The sequence below is a fragment of the Prolixibacter sp. NT017 genome, assembly GCF_009617875.1.
In the GTDB taxonomy this organism is placed as follows: Bacteria; Bacteroidota; Bacteroidia; order Bacteroidales; family Prolixibacteraceae; genus Prolixibacter.
Window position 1 is genome coordinate 4,732,896 of the sequence record NZ_BLAV01000001.1, and the last position, 21,966, is coordinate 4,754,861.

Sequence of the window (21,966 nt, forward strand, 5' to 3'; positions counted from 1 at the left end):
ATTATTAGGGTTAAACTATGTTTTAGACGTATGAATGTGGGCAACCTTACGAATTTTTTTCCGGGTATAAAAAAAAGTATAAATGGCTGCTGTCCAGTTTACGATAAAAAGGCTCCACCAGATTCCTTTTGTGCCCCAATTTAACATGACGGCTAGAAAATAGAACAGGGGCAGCGGCACTAACAATCTTCTGTATAGTCCAATCCATATGGCATACATAGGTTTTTTCATGCCTTGCAAAGTCGAGACAGAAATATTCAAAATAATGTAGGATAGGAAATAGAAAACACCTACGTGGAGGTATTCAACACCTATTCCAACGACATCAGGATCATCGGTGAAAAATCCGACCAATTGCCGGGCAAAGAAGAAAACCAGCGTGGAGCCAATCAGAATGATGATAATCCCGTAGGTCTGGCTCAATTTCCAGGTTTCATAAACGCGGTGCAACAAAAGTGCGCCCATGTTTTGCCCTGTAAGTGTCAGGGTGGCAATATTCAGTCCGATAGTTGGAAGTAAAGCCATTTGTTCTATCCGGATAGCAATTCCGAATGCAGCAACCGTGTTGGCTCCAAATCTTCCGGCGAAAGCCGTGATGATAAAAATTCCCAGCGCGATTGTCATCATATTTAAACTGGCCGGAAATCCCTGCTTGAAGAGGTTGGTGAAAAACAGCTTTCGCGGAAAAAGTTCACGGTAGTTCAAGTGAAGCAGGATGCCGCGGCGCCGAACCACAAATAGCAGGTAAAACATGCCGATGAATTGAATCATAACGGTTGAAAGCGCAATGCCTTTTATGCCCATAGCGGGAATTCCCAGGCCTCCGAACATGAACCAGGGGTCGAATCCGAGGTTCAAAAAGAATCCGGCTATCAGGAAATTCCGGTAGGTGCGGGTGTCTCCCCGCGAGGTTAGGAAGGCGTTGAAGATATTATTCATCAAGAAAAATACGGTGCCGAAAAGTATCAGGTACATATATTGCAGTGCCGTGTCGAGGTATTCGCCTTCGGCACCCATGATGCGGAAAAGTATCGGGGCAAGGAAGAAACCGATTATTGTGAGTAGTACTGAGTTGGCAATAGCAAATGAGATAGCCTGAATGCCGTACAACCGGGCTTCCTTAAATTTTCCCGCGCCCAGCGCATGAGATATGAGAGCAGTTGTTCCCGTTCCCAAACCGGTTCCCAGTGCCAGGATGATAAAGAAAACAGGGAAAGACAGTGACAGGGATGCCAGTACTTTCGTTGATAGAAGTCCGCCATACCACGTGTCGGCCACATTGAACAGCGTGTTGAAAATAAAGCCAACACTGGCCGGAACCGCCAATTGCTTGATAAGTCCGGGTAGCGGCGCAGTCGTAAAATTAGATCGGCTGTTCATAGTTAAGTTATCCTCGTTTTTAACAAATTACTGGCAAAATGCAGGTAAAGTACTTGCATATACAGACTCTCCAACAATTTATTTTTTGTAGTGTTTCATTTTATGACAAATTTATAAGTTGTAAATTGTAGGTAATGACCCCCAAAGCTTTTGTTCACCTACATTTTAGGAGGATAACTTATGAGAGTTTCTTTTAAGATAGATTATCAGACTGTTTGGGGACAACGACTTTATGTTTTGGGCTCCCGGCCTGAATTTGGCGAATGGAACCCCGATCGGGCCCTTGAGATGAAGAATATCTATCCGGGCGAATGGGAATTGATTATCAAAGTAGAAGGCCTTGATTCGTGGGACTATAAATACCTCGTGAAAGACGATGACGGAGGCGTTTTGTGGGAGTGGGGAGGTAACCGGCATGTTGATCTTTCCAAAGGGAAGTTTGATGAAGTTCGTATCCGGGATTTCTGGAGAACCTCGCAGGATGTAGAGAATACGCTTTTCCATTCAGCTTTTACCCGAGTGCTGATGCAGCGAAAACCATCAGGTAAGAGCCAGAAGCAATTACATACAGGTCGAGTGTTGCGGGTACAGGTGCATGTTCCGAGGGTGAATCATCGGTACAACATTGCTTTATTGGGAAATCGTCCTGAACTGGGAGCCTGGAAAGAGCGGGATGCCCTCGTGATGGATGATTCGCGTTTCCCGCTTTGGTCGGTGGATATTGATGCCTCGGAATTAGTGTTTCCACTGGAATTCAAATATGTCGTGTATGACGAGCGTGAGCGAAAAGTGATTTCGTGGGAAGATGGCAATAATCGTGTGATTCGTGATTTTGTCTGTAAAGAAGATAACAGCCTGAAAGTACATACCGACGAGAAGTTTCGTTTCCCGATTGGTGTTTGGCGGGGTGCGGGTGTGGCGCTGCCGGTATTTTCTATCCGGACCGAAAAAAGTGGAGGAATTGGTGAATTTCCTGACTTGAGAATGTTGGTTGACTGGGCTAAGAAAACTGGTCTCAAGATGATACAGCTCCTTCCGGTCAATGAAACGGTGGCTACGCAAAGCTGGATTGATTCTTATCCGTACAAGGTTATTTCTGCGATGGCCCTGCATCCGGTTTATGCGAACATTGAACTGATGGGAGAACTGAAAGACGGGAAGGTGATGCAGGATTTTCGGGAACAGCTTTACGAATTAAACCAGATGGAATCGGTTCCCTATGAGGAGGTTCACCGGGTTAAGTCGCGTTATTTTAAACAGCTGTTTGACCAAGAGATGGAAACGTTTCTGAATGATCGTGATTTTCTTCTGTTCTTCTCGGAAAACAAAGAGTGGCTGGTTCCTTATGCAGCATTTTGTTATTTGCGTGATCAGAATAAAACAGCCGCTCATCGTATGTGGAAGAAGTACGCCATCTATCGTCCAGAGGAGATACAGCAGCTTTGCGATCCGTCACAAAAACACTATCCCGATATTGCTGTTCACTATTTCATTCAGTATCACCTCGACCGGCAGTTGCGCGATGCGTCGAACTACGCCCGGAAAAACGGAATCGTGCTGAAAATCGATATCCCGATAGGCGTTAGTCCCGATAGCGTTGAGACCTGGGCGCATCCCGAGTTATTTAACCTGGAGGAACAGATAGGTGCACCGCCGAACGAGGATGACGATATGGGACAAAACTGGGGATATCCGACCTACAACTGGGAGCGCATGGCTTATGATGGTTACGATTGGTGGCGTAAGCGACTACTAAAGCTTGCTTCCTGGTTCGATGCTTATCGGCTGGCGCATGTGGTTGGATTTTTCCGTACGTGGGTAATCCCTTCATCGCAAACCAGCGCTGATATGGGATATTTTGTACCTTCTTTTCCGCTTACGCGGGATGAAATTATCGATGCCGGAATTCATTTCATCGAGGAGCGAATGACGCGGCCGTTTATCCGCGAATATTTTCTGTGGGATTTGTTCGGCGATTATACCGATGAGGTGAAGAACAGGTACCTGGAAGAGTATGGTTCGGGTAAGTACAATCTTCGTCCGGAAGTAGACACACAACGGAAAATTACTCTTCACTTTGAGCAGTTCAAGAAAGAAGGCAATCTTCCTGATAAGGAAACCCGGATGATGGAAGGCTTGAATTCGCTGGTTAGCGAGGTCCTGTTTTTGCGCGATCCGTATGACAAGTATAAGTTCCATCCCAGAATTCGTCTTCAGGATACTTATTCGTTCATTAACCTGGATGAAGAAACGCGTTATAGTTTTGAGCAGCTGTATGTGGATTATTTCTACAAACGGCATGAAGATCTGTGGCGCGACAATGCTATGGTGAAACTTCCGGCATTATTGCGCACTTCCGATATGATGGCCTTTGGCGATGATTTGGGAATGAATCCTGACTGTGTGCAACGGGTACTGAAAGAGTTGGGCATCTTAACGCTCGAGGTGCAACGCAGGCCTCATGATACCGAGGTGGAATTCGGGCACCCGTCCGATGCGCCGTACCTGTCAGTCTGCACTACTTCCAGCCACGATATGACGACCATCAGGGGATGGTGGGAAGAAGACTACGAGCGTAGTAGCCGGTTTTTCCATACCCTGTTGGGACATGCAGGCGAAGTGCCGCATTTCATGGAGCCATGGATAGCGCGTGATATTATCAATCAGCATTTGTGGTCGCCGGCTATGTGGGCCATCTTTCCTTTACAGGATTTACTGGCCATGGACGGTGAATTGCGCTGGGAGAAGATATGGAACGAGCGGATTAACATCCCGGGGATAACTTATTACTATTGGCGCTACCGGATGCATTTGAAGATGGAAGAGTTGTTACACTCCGATGGCTTTAATCATGCGTTGAGTAAGATGATCGAGCAGTCGGGTAGAAATAACGATTATTAATTTTTCGCTGTTTACCGATAATTAAGCGGGATTTACCGATTTAGCATTTTGGATTCTGCTCTTTCGGGCTATTTTTGAGGTAAACAATAAAAATTAATATCATGACATCAAACCATAATCCGCATTTCCCTCAGGATGATTTTGCGAAACCTTATCGTTCTCATAAAGGAAATCGTCCACTCCTTGGATTGATACTGGTCCTGATTGGAGTTATTTTGATCGCCGATAATTCCGGAATGATACCTTATTCAGTATCCCGTATTGTCATTAGCTGGCAGATGCTGCTTATCGTAATTGGCTTATTTAACCTGGCCAAACGAGCTGTTACGCCTGGTCTTATTTTAATTGCGATAGGAGGATTTTTCCTCTTGCCTCGCATTTCAGGCGTTCCCGAAAATATAGTTTATAATTTCTGGCCGGCTGTACTGGTCATTGTCGGTCTGGTATTTTTAATGGATCGAACACGGCACGGAGGGAACTTTAAAAAAGGGGTGAATTCAACTGACTATTTTGACGAAGTCGCAGTGCTGGGCGGCCGTGAAACTTCCTTGGTAACAAATAATTTTAAAGGCGGAAAAGTGACGACTATTTTTGGTGGTTGCACATTTAATCTGTTGAAGGCAAACCCGGCAGAAAACTGTACCATCGATATGTTCACCATGTTTGGTGGTTCCAAGTTCATCGTACCATCCGATTGGAACGTGAAAGTGGAGGTCGTAGCTATTCTTGGCGGATTCTCTGACAAGCGCTCTATCTCATTGAGTGAAGTCGATAGTAACAAAGTAGTAGTCATAAAGGGATTTGCGATTTTCGGCGGAGGAGAAGTGGCTAATTTACCTTAACCATCAAACCACTAACCTATGACTCACCCATTTGTTGCTAATCGGCGTTTTCTGGTCATATATCTATCGGTTCTGATCGTTATCGGGATCGGTATCTTTTTGGTGCTGGCCTTGAATAATCCGGTGCCCTGGTGGTTTGCCTTTACCGACAGCTTTGTCAATATTGTGCTTTTCGGAGGCATGGGACTAGGTGTATGGTACATGGTTGTGTATACCGATCCGGATGAGATGACCCGTTTGCAGTTTCTGGGGAATCATATCGCTGCTGCCCTGATATTTATTTCCCTGTGGCTCTTTGTTGGGGGAGTAATCGTTCATTTGTTTGTGCAGTCGCCCACTTATTACGGGTTTTATGAGAATAGTTATCCCGGCCGTGCCTGGACCTGCATGTTGCTCTACGTCTTGCTGGTTCTGTTTTATTATCTGATTGTTTACTACCGGAATTTCAGGGAAAAAGTAGAACGCACTGCACAGCTTGAATCGATGGTGAAGGAATCTGAGCTGAAGGCTCTGAAGTCGCAAATCAATCCACATTTCCTGTTCAATAGTTTAAACTCTATTGCGTCTTTAACGATGACAAGGCCGGAGCGTGCCCGCGAAATGGTGGTATGCCTTTCAGAATTTATGCGGTATTCGCTTAAAAGCCGGAATGAGGATAAAGTTAGCCTGAATCAGGAGTTGCACAATATTGAGCTGTACCTGAAAATAGAGAAGGTGCGATTTGGTAGTAAGTTAAAGTATCATATTGATGTTGAAGAAGCGGCCGGAGAGAGCATTGTACCCAACCTTATATTGCAGCCGGTTTTTGAAAATGCCATTAAATACGGGGTGTATGAAGCGATTGAACCGGTTGAGATCAGATTAAAAGCGGTGGTGGCGGCTGAATTTCTTGTTCTCGATATTGAAAATGATTTTGACCCGGAAGCCGTTCCAACAAAAGGTGAAGGTGTAGGACTCCGAAATATTGGGAGTAGGCTTAGGGTGATGTACGGACGTAGTGGACTGTTGGATATCGAAAAACGGATGAATACATTTCATGTTCACATGAAAATTCCTCAGGGCGAAGTTGACTAGCCGGAAAATATCAAAAGAATGTTACTTGTCATCTTGACATTGAATCAATTGAAAACCTTTTTGCCATGAAAAAATATCGCGTCCTTATTGTTGATGATGAAGATCTGGCCCGTGAATTATTAATTGAGTACCTCAAAGAAGACCAACGTGTTGAAGTGATCGGAGAATGTTCGAACGGGCTTGAAGGAGTGAAGGCTGTTCAGGAGCTGCATCCCGATTTGGTGTTCCTGGATATTCAGATGCCTAAAGTCAACGGTTTCGAGATGCTGGAGCTGCTAAACGAGCCGCCGGAAATTATTTTTTCCACGGCATTCGATCAATATGCCATCCGCGCCTTCGAGATGAACGCCGTTGATTACTTGTTGAAGCCTTACCCAATCGAGCGGCTTTCTCAGGCTGTTGATAAAGCTATCGAACGAATCGAGAAAAAAGATATCGAACAGCTGCCTGTTGAAAAGTTAGTCAGGGATCACGATGATCAGGTGGTTCATGTGGAACGGATTGTCGTTAAATCCGGGAGTAAAATCCACATTATTCCGGCCAGCGATATCCGCTATATTGAGTCGCAGGACGACTACGTGATGATCTACTGGAAGAATGAACATGCAATGAAACAGAAGACGATGAAATACTTCGAGACTCACCTGGATCCGCAGCAATTCATTCGTATTCATCGTTCTTATCTGGTGAATGTATCACAAATCAGCGAAATTCAGCAGTACGAGAAAGAGTCGTGGGTACTTCGGCTTAATGGTGGTGAAAAACTGAAGGTTAGTAAATCGGGTTACCGCAATCTTCGGGAAAGGCTGAGTTTTTAATATTGTTGTTAATAAGGTGTGAATAACGTTTTTTTTATCAACTCTCCTTCAACTGGAATGTAATGAATCAAAGCAGACAAAAGATCTTCCTTTCCAGTTTATTAACTATCCGTAGGGATATATCATAAGGTTTTCAACTACTATTTGAACGTGATAGGCTGAGTTTTCAACAATATATTCACGGGTTTTAAACAAGAGTAGTTTGTGTCAGCGTTTCTCTTTAAAGATATTTTGGTAATCGACTGATTTTTATGCGGGAATATTCGCAGAATTCCCTTCTTTTGTGTGATTAAATCCTGCACCAGAGGATGATTGCATGTGTTACACTTTCGGTAAATAGTTTATTAGCGTTGCATAATGTCGGACCTGAAGGGTACAAGATACTTTGGGGACTGGCCGCTTTGCTCGTGCCGGTAATCGTGTACTATTTATGGAGGAGGGTTTCGTGGAGACGACTGTTCAGCGCGTCGAAAAACAGTGAATCAGGTAACGGAGAATTGTCATTGTCACTTTCTGGTGAACCGGAATTCAGACCCATTGTTTTGTATGTCAGAATGAAAAATCATTCGGACCGTACAATTGATATTGAAGCGCCGGTAATTGTATTTAAACGGTGGCGAAGTTCCCGAAAATTCAGGATACGGAAAGTAAATGAATCGGAGATTTATCCGCTGTTGTTGGATGCCGGCCAAACCCACGAGCTAACCGTGCAACTCGAACCTTTTTATCGGAAGGAACCCATTCTGAGAACCGCTACCAGAGTGAGAGTAGAAGTCGCGGAAGTGAATGGAAATATTCGGCTCGAAAGCCGGATTGTGCGTTTAAAATGGATATAGACTGTGAGAAACTGGAAATTTAATCCTGTTGAATTTGATAAATACCCCGTTTACGAAGGTAACGATTTAGGAGTATTCTGGTCTGAGGATAAGACCATGGTGAAGGTTTGGGCGCCTTCGGCAACCCGTATTTTTTTTCGGTTGTACCGGGAAGGATTTGGAGGCGATGCCGAGGTTGAACACTACCTCGAGCAAAGAGATAATGGCATCTGGCTTTTGGAGTTATCGGGAGACTGGAATGGTTGGTACTACACCCTTCAAGTACGCGACAACTACGGCTGGCTTCTGGAAGGTCCCGACATTTACGCTCGAAGCACCGGTATTAACGGCCGGCGTGGGATGATCTTCAATCCGGCGGAAACTAATCCGGAAGGATGGGCAGATGACGAACACGTTGTGCCAGCTTCTCCTACCGATATGCTCATTTACGAAACGCATATCCGTGATTTTTCCATGTCACCTGATTCGGGTATAGAACATAAAGGAAAATACCTGGGATTTACCGAGACCGGAACAAAAACACTCACAGGAGAAAAAACTGGACTGGATCATCTTGATGAGCTGGGAGTCACTCACGTTCATTTGTTGCCGGTTGCCGATTTCTATACGGTTGACGAAAGAAAGGAAGCTCCTCAATACAATTGGGGGTACGACCCGCTGAACTACAATACACCCGAGGGATGGTACTCAACTGACCCGAACGATGGCAGAGTACGGGTTAGAGAGCTGAAGCAACTGGTAAAGGCGTTACATGAACAGGAAATTGGCGTCATCCTCGATGTGGTTTACAATCATACTGGTCTTATCAACGAGTCGTACTTCAATCAAACCGTTCCCGGTTATTTTTATCGACAGAAAGAGGATGGAAGTTTTTCCGATGCGAGCGGATGCGGAAATGAACTGGCTTCTGAAAGGGCGATGGTGCGGAAGTATATCGTTGATTCGGTGATGTATTGGGCTTCAGAATATCATATTGATGGATTTCGTTTCGATTTAATGGGAGTGCTGGATATTGAAACGATGAATATCATTCGGGAAAGTCTCGATACTATCAACCCGAATATTTTCCTTTACGGCGAAGGATGGACTGCCGGCAAAAGCCCTCTGGAAAAGAAGAGGCGGGCGACCAAACGGCACACGTTGAAGCTCGACCGGATTGCCAGCTTTAGCGACGACATGCGCGACGGCTTGAAAGGAAGTGCTTTCGATCAGTTTAGTACCGGCTTCATCAGTGGTCATACGCTGCAGGAAGAGCGTTTGAAGTTTTCGATGGTGGGCGCGGTAAAACACGATCAGATTGCGTACGACTATGTCGAATCGTCGAAAGGCCCCTGGGCCAACGAAGCTGCACAATGTATTAATTACGTCTCATGTCACGACAATTTTACGTTGTTTGATAAGCTTCAATACTCCTGTCCGGAGGCTTCCAAGGCACAGATCGAACGAATGGTCCGGCTTGCCTTAGGTATTGTGCTTACTTCGCAAGGGGTGCCGTTTCTGCACGCAGGATCCGAAATGATGCGGACCAAGGGAGGTCATCACGATTCATATCGGTCACCCGATTTGTTGAACCAGATTGACTGGAGCCGGAAGCACGAATTTCACAATTTGTTCCTTTTCACTCAGAAATGCATTGAGCTGCGCCGGCAGCATCCGGCATTCCGGATGAGTTCTGCGAAAATGATAAACGAGAAGATGCGGTTCAACGGGAAATACATTCCCGGAATTATTCAATACGAGCTGGGTGATTATGCCAATGGCGATTCATGGAAGAGTATCCAGATGTTATTTAACGGAAATAATTACTCAGTTGAACTGGAAATTCCTGAAGCCAACTGGCTGGTTATTGCTGAGGACGGGGAAATTAATCCCAATGGAATGGGGCGGATGACTACCGGAAAAGTGCGCATTCATCCTACCTCGATGATGATTTTGGTGGCTGAAGATTAGAAAGCAGCAAGTAGAAGGTTGATATCCTTAACAGGAATGTCGAGTATGTTCCCGAGATCGTGATTCGTTAGGATGCCGTTGAAAACATAAATTCCTTCGCAGAATCCCTGGTTGATTCGGATATATTGTTTCAAACTCCCTGAACGTCCCATGTTGAGCAGGATGGGAGCGATGATGTTGCTAACCGAAATAGATGTGGTTCGCGCCATTCGCGAAGAGATATTTGGTACACAGTAGTGAATAACACCATGTCTGTTGAAAACCGGTTTTTTCAGATTGGTAATCCGTGACGTTTCGAAACAACCTCCCTGGATGATATTCAGATCGATAATGACAGAACCGTTTTTCATATTCTCCACCATCGTTTCGGGGACAATAATTTTCGGAACCTCGTTCATCGATAATGCGCCGATAGCTACATCCGCTGATTTCAACGCTTTCTTTAACGCTTTCGGGTGAAATACCGAAGTAAAAACCCTTTGACCCAGTCGTTCCTGGAAACGCATCAGCTTGTGGATACTATCGTCGAACACCTTGACAACCGCTCCGAGGCCCAACGCGTTGCGGGCTGCAAACTCAGCTGCTGTTCCGGAACCGATGATAACTACTTCGGTTGGAGATATGCCGGTGATTCCGCCAAGGATAACTCCTTTTCCGTCCCGGAAGGTACTGAGGTAATCGCTGGCTACAAAAATGGCAGCGTTTCCCATTATTTCACTTAAAATCCGGGTAACCGGGAAAATGCCATGTTCGTCTTTCATGTACTCAAAGCCAATGGCAGTCACCCGTTTTTGCATTAGTTTGCGAACGGTTTCCTGGCTTTGAAATGTGATGTATAGCGGCGACAACAGAAGTTGGTTGCCTTTCAAAAGTTTTGCTTCCTCTAGTGTAAATGCAGACATTTTTACAATCACGTCCGACTGAAGAACTTCGGCTTTCGTTTCACAGATGACGGCTCCTGATTCAGCGTAAGCGTGATCGGAATAACTGGAACCTTCTCCTGCTCCTTTTTCAATGAAGATATCATGGCCATTCGACACCAAAAGTTCAACAGCCTGTGGCGTCAACGGAATACGGAACTCTACGTCGGGAACGACATTCGGAATGCCGATGCTCAGTTTCATGCTTTTCTTTTGTGGAATCAGGAGTTGCTCTTTGGGAAGCAAATCCGGATTGGCAAGCGAACTCATTTTGGAAGATTTCCGTTGAATCATGGCGTATCAGGTTAATTTTTCGATTCGATCATCCTCAGTCCGTCGTCCAGTTCTGTGATATAGACTTTAACAGCATTCTCTGGCAGAAGGGCCTCAATTTTTTCGGGCCATTCGATAAAGCAGTGTTTTCCACTGAAAAAGTAGTCTTCATAACCAAAATCGAACGCTTCTTCCAGTGTTTTTATCCGGTAAAAATCGAAGTGGAAAATCTGGTCGTCGGTTGAAGTTTGGTATTCGTTGATCAATGCAAAGGTGGGGGATGTAACGTAATCGATTACCTGCATTTCTTCGCATAACGCCTTGATAAACGTTGTTTTACCCGCTCCCATCTTGCCGTAAAATGCAAATACTCTGTCGGCCGGATGCGCCGCAATAAATCGCTTGGCGATATGGTTGATATCCTCCAGAGAATGTATCTCAGCCTTAAACATTTTCAATGTGGATTTTCGTTTTTCAATTTTAATCAATTTCGGGATTTAATAAAAACAGTGCATTAATTAATTTCAACGCTTCTTTTCCCAGTTCAGGAATCTGTTTTTGGAGCTGACTTTCTAATAGGGTTTAAACCAAAAATTGTTGTACTTTTGGGAAAGCATCTGAAATTTTTAAAACGTTTTATCTTATGAATATTCCTGCTGATTTAAAATACACGAAAGACCACGAATGGGTTCGTGTGGAAGGTGACAAAGCTGTAGTTGGTATCACCGATTTTGCTCAGGGTGAGTTAGGTGATATCGTTTTCCTCGAAATTGAGACCGAAGGCGACGAACTGGGAAAAGAGGAGGTTTTTGGTACTGTCGAAGCCGTTAAAACTGTCTCTGATTTGTTCATGCCCGTTTCCGGAACCGTAGAGTCTTTCAATACTGAACTGGAAGACGCACCCGAGTTGGTGAACAAAGATCCGTACGGAAAAGGATGGATGATTAAAATTGCCATGAGTGACTCATCTGAATTGGATGACCTGATGTCGGCAGACGAATACAAAGATTTGATCGAGGGCTGATTATCCTCCTAAAAGACACTAAAAAAGCCGGTCAAAATTTTGACCGGCTTTTCTTTTATCGTGAATTTTGCTTATTTCAGTTTTTTGGCCACTTCTACCTCAGTGAAAGCTTCTACAAAATCACCTTCTTTGATATCATTGTAGCCTTCGATGTTTAATCCACATTCGTAACCACGGGCAACCTCTTTCACATCATCCTTGAAGCGCTTCAGTGAACCAAGTACGCCTGTGTAGACCACGATACCATCCCTGATGACACGAACCTGAGCATTGCGGGTAATCTTTCCATCCCGAACGATACAACCGGCAATGGTACCCACTTTGGTGATCTTGAACGTTGTCATAATTTCGGCCGTTCCCTGTATTTCTTCCTTGATTTCGGGAGCAAGCATTCCTTCCATCGCCGACTTGATTTCGTTGATAGCGTCGTAGATAATGGAGTAGAGACGGATATCGATTTCCTCTTTCTCCGCAATCCGGCGAGCATTGATGGACGGACGTACCTGGAATCCAATGATAATCGCATTGGATGCGGTAGCCAGCATCACATCCGATTCGGTAATCTGTCCCACAGCTTTGTGGATAACATTTACCTGAATCTCCTGCGTCGACAGTTTAATCAACGAGTCGGAGAGTGCTTCGATGGAACCGTCAACGTCACCTTTCACAATCACATTCAGTTCCTGGAAGTTTCCGATGGCGATACGACGACCAATCTCGTCGAGTGTGATATGTTTCTGAGTCCGGAGTCCTTGCTCACGCTGTAACTGTTCGCGCTTGTTGGCAATTTGCCGGGCCTCTTTTTCTTCTTCCATTACATTGAACTTGTCACCAGCCTGTGGTGCACCGTTCAATCCGAGAATCAACGTAGGTTCTGATGGACCCACCTCTTCGATTCGCTGGTTCCGTTCGTTGAACATCGCTTTGACGTGTCCAAAATACTGTCCGGCCAGGATAACGTCACCTACCCGGAGTGTACCGGCTTGAACCAATACTGTGGCAACATAACCACGTCCTTTATCCAGCGATGATTCGATAACCGAACCGACAGCACGTTTATCCGGATTGGCCTGCAAGTCGAGCATTTCAGCTTCAAGCAGCACTTTCTCCATCAATTCTTCGATGCCATTACCACTCTTGGCCGAGATGTCCTGTGACTGGTATTTACCACCCCACTCTTCAACGAGGTAGTTCATGTTGGCTAACTCTTCCTTGATTCGCTCCGGGTTGGCTCCCGGTTTATCAACTTTATTGATAGCGAATATAATTGGCACACCAGCTGCTGAAGCGTGGTTGATAGCCTCGATTGTCTGCGGCATCACGTTATCATCGGCAGCGATAATAATGATGGCGATATCGGTAATCTGAGCACCACGGGCACGCATTGCTGTAAAAGCCTCGTGACCTGGAGTATCGAGGAAAGTAATCTTACGATTATCTTCCAGCGTGACGTTGTATGCTCCAATGTGCTGTGTAATACCTCCGGCCTCACCGGCAATTACGTTGGTTTTCCGAATGTAGTCGAGCAGTGAGGTTTTACCGTGGTCGACGTGTCCCATCACCGTTACAATCGGCGGGCGAGGTTGCATTTCCTCGTCGGTATCGTCCTCTTCCATGATGGCTTCCTGTACCTCTACCGAGATAAATTCTACGGTGTAGCCGAACTCATCGGCAACAAGAGCCATGGTTTCCGCATCGAGACGCTGGTTGATGGATACGAACAAGCCGAGATTCATACAGGTTTCGATAATCTTGGTAACCGGAACATCAATCATGTTGGCCAATTCGTTTACAGAAACGAATTCTGTTACCTTAATTACATTCTTTTCCTGTTCGGCTTTCGCCATTTCCTCAGCCATCTTCTCACTGACAGCATGACGTTTCTCACGACGGTATTTCGAACCTTTCGATTTCTGACCTTTGGAAGTCAGGCGGGCAAGTGTTTCTTTGATTTGCTTCTGAACATCTTCCTCGCTAACCTCTTTTTTCGGTGCGTTTTTCTTCCGGTTCGGTTTTTTCTTCCAATCGCCCCTTTTGCCTCCATCTTTATGATGTTGTTGCTTGTTGGGCTGATTGTCCTTTTTGTTATTGCTTACCGAAACGCGTTCTTTTGGGTCCTTCTGAATCCTTTTACGCTTTTTCCTTCGGTTTTGCCGTTCTTCGTCTTTTTTATTCTTATTGTTTCCGGGCTTGCGTTTATCTGCTTGCGGAAGATCAATTTTTCCGACGACTGTCGGTCCGGAAAGTTTCTTTCTTTCCAGTTTGAAAATTTCATCTCCGTTATCAGCATTCGCCTCGTGCGATTGCTCTTTCTCTTTGCCCTTTCCCTGCGGTTTTTTTCGAGCTTCCTGCTCTCCCTGGGTAGGTCTTTGCTGTTTTTTCGGAGTCTCTTTAGTTTGTTTTGAGCCAGGCTTCATGGAATCGAGATCGACTTTACCAACGACTTTAACTTTGTCCTCTGCTTTTTGCGAAGCAGATTCCTTTTTGTCTGATTTCTCAGCTTCAGGCGGTGTCCCAGCCGTGGGTTTTTCAGTCTTCCCTGGCTCTTTTTTCTCCTGTTTCGGAGCTTTTTCGGACTTATCTTGTTCCTGCTGTTTCTTTTCCTTTTCTGAAGATTCGGGAGAAGGTACCGGTTCTTTTTTCTCCGGAGCTTTCTCTGCTTTCGGAGTTTCCTTTTTCTCTTCCTCTTTTGGGGCTTTCTTTGGGCCCACGTTTTCCAAATCTACGTGACCAACAACTTTAACTTTTGGCTTGTCTTCTTTCTTCTCGGGTGCAGGAGGCGTAGGTTCTTTGGATTGTTTGGGTTTGGGAGGTTCTTCCGACGGTTGTTGTTTTTTCTCTTCTGCGCGGTGCGCTGAACTGCTATGGTCGGCGATACGGATGGAGTCATCATCCTGGAAGTCTTCTTCTTCCGTGTCTGCATTTTCCTCCTGATGAACGTCATCAAGTGAAACAGATTCTTTCTTCGACCTTGTTTGACGCAAGTTCACCCTGTTCGCTTCGATGCGAGCCTCGTGATCTTTACGAAACTGCTTTTCGAGCATTTCCTGTGTCTTATCATCAATCTTGGTGTTCGGATTGGATGAAATCTCGACCCCCTGCTTCTGCAAATAGTCAACCAGGGTGGAAATACCCACGTTTAATTCGCGTGCAATTTTACTTAATCTAGTACCTTTGTTTCCTACAACCATATTTAGCCAAAGAGTTAATAATCAAAATGTCTGTTCCGTTTACCCCGAATCTCTGTACGGCAGATTGTCTGCTGTTGACATGAACATGAGTTACTCAAATTCAGTCTTGAAGATACGGAGAACCTCGTCAATGGTTTCCTCTTCAAGATCGGTTCTTTTGATCAATTCCTCTCTTGAAAGACTTAATACATTCTTGGCTGTGTCGCAACCAATTGCTTTCAATTCATCGAGAATCCAATCTTCAATTTCGTCAGAGAATTCGTCGAGGTTAACATCCTCCTCGTCTTCCTCTATCTGATCGCGGTAAACGTCAATTTCGTAGCCGGTCAACTGACTGGCCAGACGGATATTCAAACCGCCTTTACCAATTGCGAGCGATACTTCTTCGGGTTTCAGATATACCTCGGCACGTTTATCCTCTTCATTAATCTTAATGGTGGAAATTTTGGCCGGGTTCAATGCCCGTTGAATGTACAGCTGCAAGTTATTCGTAAAATTAATTACATCAATATTTTCGTTACGTAGCTCCCTTACGATGCCATGAATGCGGGAACCCTTCATTCCTACACAAGCTCCTACCGGATCAACGCGCTCGTCGTATGACTCAACGGCAACTTTGGCCCGCTCACCGGGTACTCTAACGATTTTCTTGATGGTTATCAGGCCATCGAAAATCTCGGGAACTTCCAACTCGAAAAGTCTTTCGAGGAATACCGGCGATGTCCGTGACAGAATAATCTGCGGATTGTTGTTCTTCATCTCAACCCTCACAACAACTGCACGAATGGTATCTCCTTTCCGGAAAAAGTCTGAAGGAATCTGCTCAGCTTTCGGAAGCAACAGTTCGTTGCCTTCGTCGTCGAGTACTAGAATTTCCCTTTTCCAAATTTGGTAAACTTCTCCGGTAACAATATCACCTACTTTTGATTTATATATGGTGTAAATGTTATCTTTTTCAAGCTCCAATATCCTTGCTGCCAGATTCTGACGCAAGTTAAGAATTGCCCGGCGACCGAAATGAACCAATCTCACTTCGTCAGACACTTCTTCACCTACTTCGTAGTCGGTATCAATTTTCTTGGCTTCAGATAATGAAATCTGAAGGTTCGGATCGGTTAAATCCTTGTCTTCTACAACCTCACGGTTCCGCCAAATCTCGAAGTCGCCCTTGTCAGGGTTGATGATTACATCGAAATTCTCATCGGTGCCGTATTGTTTTTGTAGCACACTGCGAAAAACATCTTCCAGCACACTCATCATTGTGGCTCTGTCGATGTTCTTTAACTCTTTAAACTCCGAGAAGGTGTCAATCAAGTTCAGATTGTCCATTTCTTTATTCTTTTATTTAAAAGAAATAACGCTTTTTGCTGTTCTTATCTTGTCGAACGAAAATGGAAGGTTCTCTGTTACAGTTACCTTCTTCTTTTTTCCTTCAACCCGCTCACGCCGGCTTTCTTCCAGTATGATGCCGTCTTCACCGGCTTCCTTTAAAATGCCGGTGTGCTTGTCACCGTCATTGGTTGTTACTTCAATTTCGCGTCCAATATTTTTTTGGTACTGACGAAGCACCTTGAAGGGTTGGGTTAAACCCGGCGACGAAACCTCCAGTTGAAAATCTTCTTCATCGCGGTCTAGATTATGCTCAATTTGACGGCTGAATGCAACGCATTGTTCGATGCTCAGCCCGCTATCACTATCAATCAGAACCGATATGGCGTTACCGGTTGAGACCTGAATATCGACAACAAATATGTCGTCAGTAAGCTTCTCATCAATCAGACTCCGAATCAGTTCTTTATTAATCATCTTTAACCCTAATAAAATAGGGGACTCACTGTCCCCTAAATCCTTCGATTATTCTTCGCCGCAAAAATAATATAATTGTATGATATATCAAAACAAACCTACTTTTGTTTCAGCTATTTTAGATTTGGGTCTTAGGGGGTTGCCGGCCTTTTCCTTCCCCTTCCGAAAACATTTTGTATTTTGCAGAAGTTAAAAATATCCTAAAAGAACATCATTTGAAGCCGCTTAAACGAAAAATTGTCAACGATCCGGTGTGGGGGTTTATCGAGTGGGATTCACCGTTGTTGTTGGATTTGATTAGTCATCCTTACGTGCAGCGTCTTCGTCGGATTAAACAGCTGGGGCTTTCCAGCCTGGTTTATCCTGGTGCCAATCATACCCGTTTCGAGCACGTTATTGGAGCGATGCATTTGGTGCGTTCTGCGCTGGATGTGCTGAAAACAAAAGGGCATGAGATAACAGATGAGGAAACGACGGGCGTGCTGGCTGCTATCCTTTTGCATGACATTGGGCACGGCCCGTTTTCCCATGCCTTGGAAGAGAGCATGGTGAAAGGGATTTCCCATGAAGTTATCTCGAAGTTGTTCATGCACCAGTTAAACCGTGAATTTGACGGCCGTCTCGACCTGGCTATTCAGATATTTGCCGGAGAGTATCACAAGAAATTTCTGCACCAGTTGGTCAGTAGTCAGCTGGACATGGATCGACTCGACTACCTGAAGCGTGACAGCTTCTATTCCGGTGTTTCGGAAGGAATTGTTTCGTCAGATCGGATCATCAAGATGCTGAATATCCGGAATGGTGAGCTGGTGGTTGAGTCGAAGGGGATTTACTCTATCGAGAAATTTCTGATTGCCCGGCGCTTGATGTATTGGCAGGTTTACATGCACAAAACCGTTTTGTCGGCCGAGCATATGATGATAAGTGTGCTGAAAAGGGCGCATGAGTTGGCTTCCGATGGCGACAATGTATTTGCCCCGCCGGCACTCGGTGTGTTTTTGCGTGGCGATATCACCCGGCACGAGTTTGAATCGGGCGACAACGAAACGGTCAAATCAGCGCTTCAACTGTTTGCCGAGCTGGATGATACGGATATTCTTAGTTCGATCAAAGAATGGACTCGTCATTCAGACGTGATTTTGTCAACGCTTTCCGGGAGTATTATTAACCGAAACCTTTTTAAGATCAAATTGAGTAATCATCCGGTAACGGAAAAAAAGAGGGCAGAATTGCGTGAACGTGTTATGAAGACTTTTTCGGTGACATCATCCGAAGCCGATTATTTTGTCATTTCGGGAACAGCGACAAACAATGCCTACATGCCAAGTGTAGAGCAGATCAATATCTTGTTCAAAAACGGAAAGATCAAGGATATCAAGGATGCTTCGGACATTAATTTGTCCGGATTATCGACGACTGTGCGCAAATATTTTGTCTGTTATCCTCGCGAAATAATTTTGAAGTAATATTAATTAACTATTTTTGCACGAAATTTAAAGAACAGCGCATGGAGTTTTCAGCCAACGACATTGCCGGGTTGCTGGGCGGTGAAGTAGAAGGAGATGGCAGTGTAAAAGTGAATAATGTTTCCAAAATCGACCAGGGAATCCCCGGAACATTAGCTTTTCTTGCTAATCCGGCTTACGCTAAATATATATATACAACCAAGGCATCGGTGGTGCTGGTTAACCGCGATTTCAAACCGGAGGATGAACTTTCCTGTACGCTTATCCGTGTAGATGACGCCTACGCTTCGATTGCCAAATTGCTGAATTATTACGAGCAATCGAAGCCGAAAAAAGTAGGTATTGAACAACCTTCCTTTATAAGCGAATCAGCAACTGTCGGTGAACAGCTGTACGTCGGAGCTTTTGCCTATATAGGCGAAAACGCGACGATCGGCAAGAATGTAAAAATTTATCCCAACGTATATATTGGCGATGGAGTTACTGTTGGTGACGATACTATTTTATATGCAGGTGTGAAAGTTTATGCCGGCTGTAAGGTGGGTAAAAACTGTATTTTGCATGCTGGCTCAGTTGTTGGTTCCGATGGATTTGGATTTGCGCCAACTTCTGATGGCAGTTACGATAAGATTGCACAGGTTGGAAATGTAGAGATTCGTGATAATGTAGAAATTGGCTCGAATACTACGATCGATTGTGCGACTATGGGGTCAACCGTTATCAACGAAGGTGTGAAAATTGACAACCTGGTGCAGATTGCACACAATGTGGAGGTTGGAAAAAATACTGTTATTGTAGCTCAGGTAGGAGTTGCAGGATCAGCTAAGATTGGAGAAAATTGTATGATTGGCGGACAAGTAGGTATTGCCGGTCATATTAGAATTGGCAATAACGTAAAAGTTGGTGCCCAATCAGGAATCTCAAATAATGTGAAAGATAACTCGACAATTTTTGGAACGCCTGCTTTTGGACATCGCGATTTTATGAAGTCGTATGCCGTATTTAAGAATCTTCCGCAGTTGCGTTCAGATGTGATTGAGCTTGGGCGGAAAATAAAAGACCTGGACGAATCCAACAGCTGATTTTAGTGAAGTGATTGATTCAGACGGTTTATTGTTTATTTTTGGGAATTCTGAAATAATAAAAATGGGATGAGAACTCCCGGAATTCCGGCAATAGCCTAACCGGGTTGAACCAAATTTCTCAGAAAAATGAGTGTGAAACAAAAGACCATTGCGAAACCTGTTTCGGTGACAGGTATAGGACTCCATACGGGAGTAGAAGTAACGATGACCTTTAAACCTGCTCCCGAAGATCATGGTTTCAAATTTCAGAGGATAGATGTTGAGGGAAAACCGGTGATTAACGCCGATGTATCGAAAGTAAAGGGTACTTCGCGCGGAACGGTTCTTCAGGAAGGTGAAGTTGGGATTAGCACGATTGAGCACACGATGGCTGCTTTGCTTGGGATGGATATTGATAATGTGCTGATCGAGGTAGATGGTCCCGAAGCTCCCATTTTGGACGGAAGTTCTGCTCCCATTGTAGCTACGCTGAAAGAAGCAGGCCTGGTTGAACAGGAAGCCCGTCGCGACTATTTCGAAATCAAGCAAAAAATTGTTTATCGGAACGAAGAGCAGGGAATTGAGTTGATTGCGCTTCCGGACGATGAGTTTGCTCTGGATGTGATGATTTCCTATGATTCGGTAGTGTTGGGAAATCAATTTGCGACGCTCAGTTCATTAAAAGACTTTGAAAAACAAGTGGCTCCTTGTCGTACGTTTGTTTTTGTGCGTGAGCTGGAAATGTTGTTGAAGAATAATCTCGTGAAAGGTGGCGATCTGGACAACGCGATTGTTATTATGGATCAGCAGATGCCTCAGCAGGAGTTGGATCGCATTGCCGACTTGTTTAATCACGAGCATGTTCAGGTCGATAAGATTGGTGTTTTAAATAATCTGGATCTGCATTTCGAAAACGAATGTGCCCGCCATAAGTTGCTTGATGTGATTGGCGACCTGGCCCTTGTTGGAAAGCGCATCAAAGGGCGAATCATAGCCCGTCGTCCGGGACACATGGCTAACACGGAGTTTGCCCGGATTCTCCAGAAAGAATGCAAGCGTCAGACGGCTCTGAACTCAGCACCGGAATACGACCCCAACGAGACTCCTTTATACGATATTAACGAGATAAAAACGATGTTGCCGCACCGGTCTCCATTCCTTTTGGTTGACAAAATCATGGACAAAGGAGACGATTTCATTATCGGAGTGAAAAACGTGACCATGGATGAGCCGTTTTTCAGCGGTCATTTTCCGGATGAGCCGGTTATGCCCGGCGTTCTGATGGTGGAAGCCATGGCGCAATGTGGGGGTGTGTTTGTGATTAGTTCATTACCTTCCGACGGGAATTACTCCACTTATTTCATGAAACTTGACAACATTAAGTTTAGAAAGAAGGTGGTGCCAGGCGATACATTGATATTTAAATTGAAGCTGGCAGGTCCGATTCGTCGTGGAATTGCTAATATGATTGGCTATGCTTTTGTTGGCGACACGGTTGTCTGCGAAGGCGAATTTATGGCCCAAATTGTTAAAAACTAAGATGATTCTGAAACGACAACCATTGGTGTTGTCTCAAATTTTATAGTAATGAAACAACCTTTAGCGTACGTTCATCCCGAAGCTCAGATTGCTGAAAATGTAGTCATCGAGCCCTTTACAACTGTTGATAAGGACGTGGTGATTGGCGAAGGTTCCCATATTGGACCTAATGTTACCATTTTGCCGGGTACCCGGATTGGTAAGAATTGTAAAATATCTCCCGGAGCGGTGATTGGTGGTGAGCCACAGGACCTGAAATTCCAGGGAGAATATACTACCGTGGAAATTGGAGACAACACAACCATTCGCGAGTATGTAACCATTAATAAAGGTACTGCTGCTAAAGGTAAAACGGTAGTAGGAAGTAACTGTCTCATCATGGCATATGTCCATATTGCCCACGACTGTGTGGTTGGAAACAACGTTATTTTGGTTAACTATACCGGTTTGGCCGGTGAAGTTTTCGTTGACGACTTTGCTATCCTGGGTGGATATACAGCCGTACATCAGTTCTGCCATATTGGTAAGCATGTGATGCTTTCGGGTGGTTCGTTGGTGCGGAAAGATGTTCCTCCGTACATCAAGGCAGGCCGTGAGCCGTTGTCATATGTTGGTGTGAATTCTATCGGACTTCGTCGTCGTGGATATACCAACGAAAAAATCCGTGAGATGCAGGAAATCTACCGCCTGATTTATCAGAAAGGTTACAATAATACACAGGCGTTGGAAGTAATTGAAGCTGAGCTTCCTGCTTCCCGCGAGCGTGATGATATCTTGTTATTTGTAAAAGATTCGAAACGAGGAATTATCAAAGGATATTTCCCCGATTGATGATATGATATTGAAAAAGAAAACCGCCTCCATTTCCGGGGCGGTTTTTTT

17 protein-coding genes are annotated in these 21,966 nt (G+C 44.7%); 11 read left to right on the forward strand and 6 right to left on the reverse strand.

What is annotated here, in order from left to right; genetic code table 11:
- Nucleotides 1–15 precede the first annotated feature (15 nt).
- Nucleotides 16–1,380 carry an MATE family efflux transporter gene (locus GJU87_RS19665; protein WP_153641036.1) on the reverse strand — a complete coding sequence of 455 codons (1,365 nt, stop codon included), beginning with the start codon at nt 1,378–1,380 and terminating at the stop codon, nt 16–18.
- Between the two features lie 180 nt (nt 1,381–1,560).
- Between GJU87_RS19665 and GJU87_RS19670 the strand changes: the two genes are divergently transcribed.
- The 6 genes from GJU87_RS19670 (at nt 1,561) to pulA (ending at nt 9,801) form a co-directional block, all read left to right on the forward strand.
- Nucleotides 1,561–4,281, forward strand: coding sequence for a 4-alpha-glucanotransferase (locus tag GJU87_RS19670; protein ID WP_153641037.1), 2,721 nt, complete (start codon nt 1,561–1,563; stop codon nt 4,279–4,281).
- A gap of 101 nt (nt 4,282–4,382) precedes the next feature.
- Nucleotides 4,383–5,123: a LiaI-LiaF-like domain-containing protein gene (locus GJU87_RS19675; protein ID WP_153641038.1), complete on the forward strand. Its 741-nt coding sequence runs from the start codon at nt 4,383–4,385 to the stop codon at nt 5,121–5,123.
- Between the two features lie 18 nt (nt 5,124–5,141).
- Nucleotides 5,142–6,197 carry a sensor histidine kinase gene (locus GJU87_RS19680; protein WP_153641039.1) on the forward strand — a complete coding sequence of 352 codons (1,056 nt, stop codon included), beginning with the start codon at nt 5,142–5,144 and terminating at the stop codon, nt 6,195–6,197.
- A 65-nt stretch (nt 6,198–6,262) separates the two neighbouring features.
- The gene (locus GJU87_RS19685; RefSeq protein ID WP_153641040.1) at nt 6,263–7,015 is read left to right on the forward strand and encodes a LytTR family DNA-binding domain-containing protein; all 753 of its coding nucleotides are present in this window, start codon (nt 6,263–6,265) and stop codon (nt 7,013–7,015) included.
- A gap of 308 nt (nt 7,016–7,323) precedes the next feature.
- The gene (locus tag GJU87_RS19690; RefSeq protein WP_153641041.1) at nt 7,324–7,851 is read left to right on the forward strand and encodes a hypothetical protein; all 528 of its coding nucleotides are present in this window, start codon (nt 7,324–7,326) and stop codon (nt 7,849–7,851) included.
- 3 nt (nt 7,852–7,854) lie between these two features.
- A complete protein-coding gene (gene pulA, locus GJU87_RS19695; RefSeq protein ID WP_153641042.1) occupies nt 7,855–9,801 on the forward strand; it encodes a type I pullulanase in 1,947 nt (648 codons plus the stop codon).
- Here pulA and GJU87_RS19700 read toward each other — a convergent pair.
- Nucleotides 9,798–11,015, reverse strand: a complete 1,218-nt coding sequence (locus GJU87_RS19700) for an alanine dehydrogenase (protein WP_228492058.1) — start codon at nt 11,013–11,015, stop codon at nt 9,798–9,800. The genes pulA and GJU87_RS19700 overlap by 4 nt on opposite strands.
- Before the next feature lie 11 nt (nt 11,016–11,026).
- On the reverse strand, nt 11,027–11,446 hold the full coding sequence (tsaE, locus tag GJU87_RS19705; RefSeq protein WP_153641043.1) for a tRNA (adenosine(37)-N6)-threonylcarbamoyltransferase complex ATPase subunit type 1 TsaE: 420 nt from the start codon (nt 11,444–11,446) through the stop codon (nt 11,027–11,029).
- Nucleotides 11,447–11,637: 191 nt separating this feature from the next.
- On the opposite strand from tsaE, the gene gcvH reads away from it, so the two are divergent.
- On the forward strand, nt 11,638–12,018 hold the full coding sequence (gene gcvH / locus GJU87_RS19710; protein ID WP_106541255.1) for a glycine cleavage system protein GcvH: 381 nt from the start codon (nt 11,638–11,640) through the stop codon (nt 12,016–12,018).
- A gap of 71 nt (nt 12,019–12,089) precedes the next feature.
- On the opposite strand, the gene infB is transcribed toward gcvH, so the two are convergent.
- From infB to rimP, 3 genes are all read right to left on the reverse strand, one after another.
- Entirely contained in the window at nt 12,090–15,209 is a 3,120-nt protein-coding gene (gene infB / locus GJU87_RS19715) for a translation initiation factor IF-2 (RefSeq protein ID WP_153641044.1), read from the reverse strand.
- A gap of 90 nt (nt 15,210–15,299) precedes the next feature.
- On the reverse strand, nt 15,300–16,538 hold the full coding sequence (nusA, locus tag GJU87_RS19720) for a transcription termination factor NusA (RefSeq protein WP_153641045.1): 1,239 nt from the start codon (nt 16,536–16,538) through the stop codon (nt 15,300–15,302).
- 12 nt (nt 16,539–16,550) lie between these two features.
- On the reverse strand, nt 16,551–17,015 hold the full coding sequence (gene rimP, locus GJU87_RS19725) for a ribosome assembly cofactor RimP (protein ID WP_153641046.1): 465 nt from the start codon (nt 17,013–17,015) through the stop codon (nt 16,551–16,553).
- A 215-nt stretch (nt 17,016–17,230) separates the two neighbouring features.
- On the opposite strand from rimP, the gene GJU87_RS19730 reads away from it, so the two are divergent.
- From GJU87_RS19730 to lpxA, 4 genes are all read left to right on the forward strand, one after another.
- A complete protein-coding gene (locus GJU87_RS19730; protein WP_153641047.1) occupies nt 17,231–18,481 on the forward strand; it encodes an HD domain-containing protein in 1,251 nt (416 codons plus the stop codon).
- Nucleotides 18,482–18,522: 41 nt separating this feature from the next.
- Nucleotides 18,523–19,563, forward strand: coding sequence for a UDP-3-O-(3-hydroxymyristoyl)glucosamine N-acyltransferase (gene lpxD, locus GJU87_RS19735; protein ID WP_153641048.1), 1,041 nt, complete (start codon nt 18,523–18,525; stop codon nt 19,561–19,563).
- Between the two features lie 129 nt (nt 19,564–19,692).
- Nucleotides 19,693–21,084 (forward strand): bifunctional UDP-3-O-[3-hydroxymyristoyl] N-acetylglucosamine deacetylase/3-hydroxyacyl-ACP dehydratase, encoded by a 1,392-nt coding sequence (locus GJU87_RS19740; RefSeq protein ID WP_153641049.1) that lies wholly within the window; start codon nt 19,693–19,695, stop codon nt 21,082–21,084.
- Nucleotides 21,085–21,132: 48 nt separating this feature from the next.
- Nucleotides 21,133–21,915, forward strand: coding sequence for an acyl-ACP--UDP-N-acetylglucosamine O-acyltransferase (gene lpxA / locus GJU87_RS19745; RefSeq protein ID WP_153641050.1), 783 nt, complete (start codon nt 21,133–21,135; stop codon nt 21,913–21,915).
- The last annotated feature ends 51 nt before the right edge of the window (nt 21,916–21,966 follow it).

Coding starts and splice junctions, on each gene's coding strand:
- lpxD (WP_153641048.1), top strand. CDS start 18,523: ATGGAGTTTTCAGCCAACGACATTGCCGGGTTGCTGGGCGGTGAAGTA.
- GJU87_RS19700 (WP_228492058.1), bottom strand. CDS start 11,015: ATGATTCAACGGAAATCTTCCAAAATGAGTTCGCTTGCCAATCCGGAT.
- rimP (WP_153641046.1), bottom strand. CDS start 17,015: ATGATTAATAAAGAACTGATTCGGAGTCTGATTGATGAGAAGCTTACT.
- GJU87_RS19665 (WP_153641036.1), bottom strand. CDS start 1,380: ATGAACAGCCGATCTAATTTTACGACTGCGCCGCTACCCGGACTTATC.
- infB (WP_153641044.1), bottom strand. CDS start 15,209: ATGGTTGTAGGAAACAAAGGTACTAGATTAAGTAAAATTGCACGCGAA.
- GJU87_RS19685 (WP_153641040.1), top strand. CDS start 6,263: ATGAAAAAATATCGCGTCCTTATTGTTGATGATGAAGATCTGGCCCGT.
- GJU87_RS19690 (WP_153641041.1), top strand. CDS start 7,324: ATGATTGCATGTGTTACACTTTCGGTAAATAGTTTATTAGCGTTGCAT.
- GJU87_RS19670 (WP_153641037.1), top strand. CDS start 1,561: ATGAGAGTTTCTTTTAAGATAGATTATCAGACTGTTTGGGGACAACGA.
- tsaE (WP_153641043.1), bottom strand. CDS start 11,446: ATGTTTAAGGCTGAGATACATTCTCTGGAGGATATCAACCATATCGCC.
- GJU87_RS19740 (WP_153641049.1), top strand. CDS start 19,693: ATGAGTGTGAAACAAAAGACCATTGCGAAACCTGTTTCGGTGACAGGT.
- lpxA (WP_153641050.1), top strand. CDS start 21,133: ATGAAACAACCTTTAGCGTACGTTCATCCCGAAGCTCAGATTGCTGAA.
- nusA (WP_153641045.1), bottom strand. CDS start 16,538: ATGGACAATCTGAACTTGATTGACACCTTCTCGGAGTTTAAAGAGTTA.
- gcvH (WP_106541255.1), top strand. CDS start 11,638: ATGAATATTCCTGCTGATTTAAAATACACGAAAGACCACGAATGGGTT.
- GJU87_RS19680 (WP_153641039.1), top strand. CDS start 5,142: ATGACTCACCCATTTGTTGCTAATCGGCGTTTTCTGGTCATATATCTA.
- GJU87_RS19675 (WP_153641038.1), top strand. CDS start 4,383: ATGACATCAAACCATAATCCGCATTTCCCTCAGGATGATTTTGCGAAA.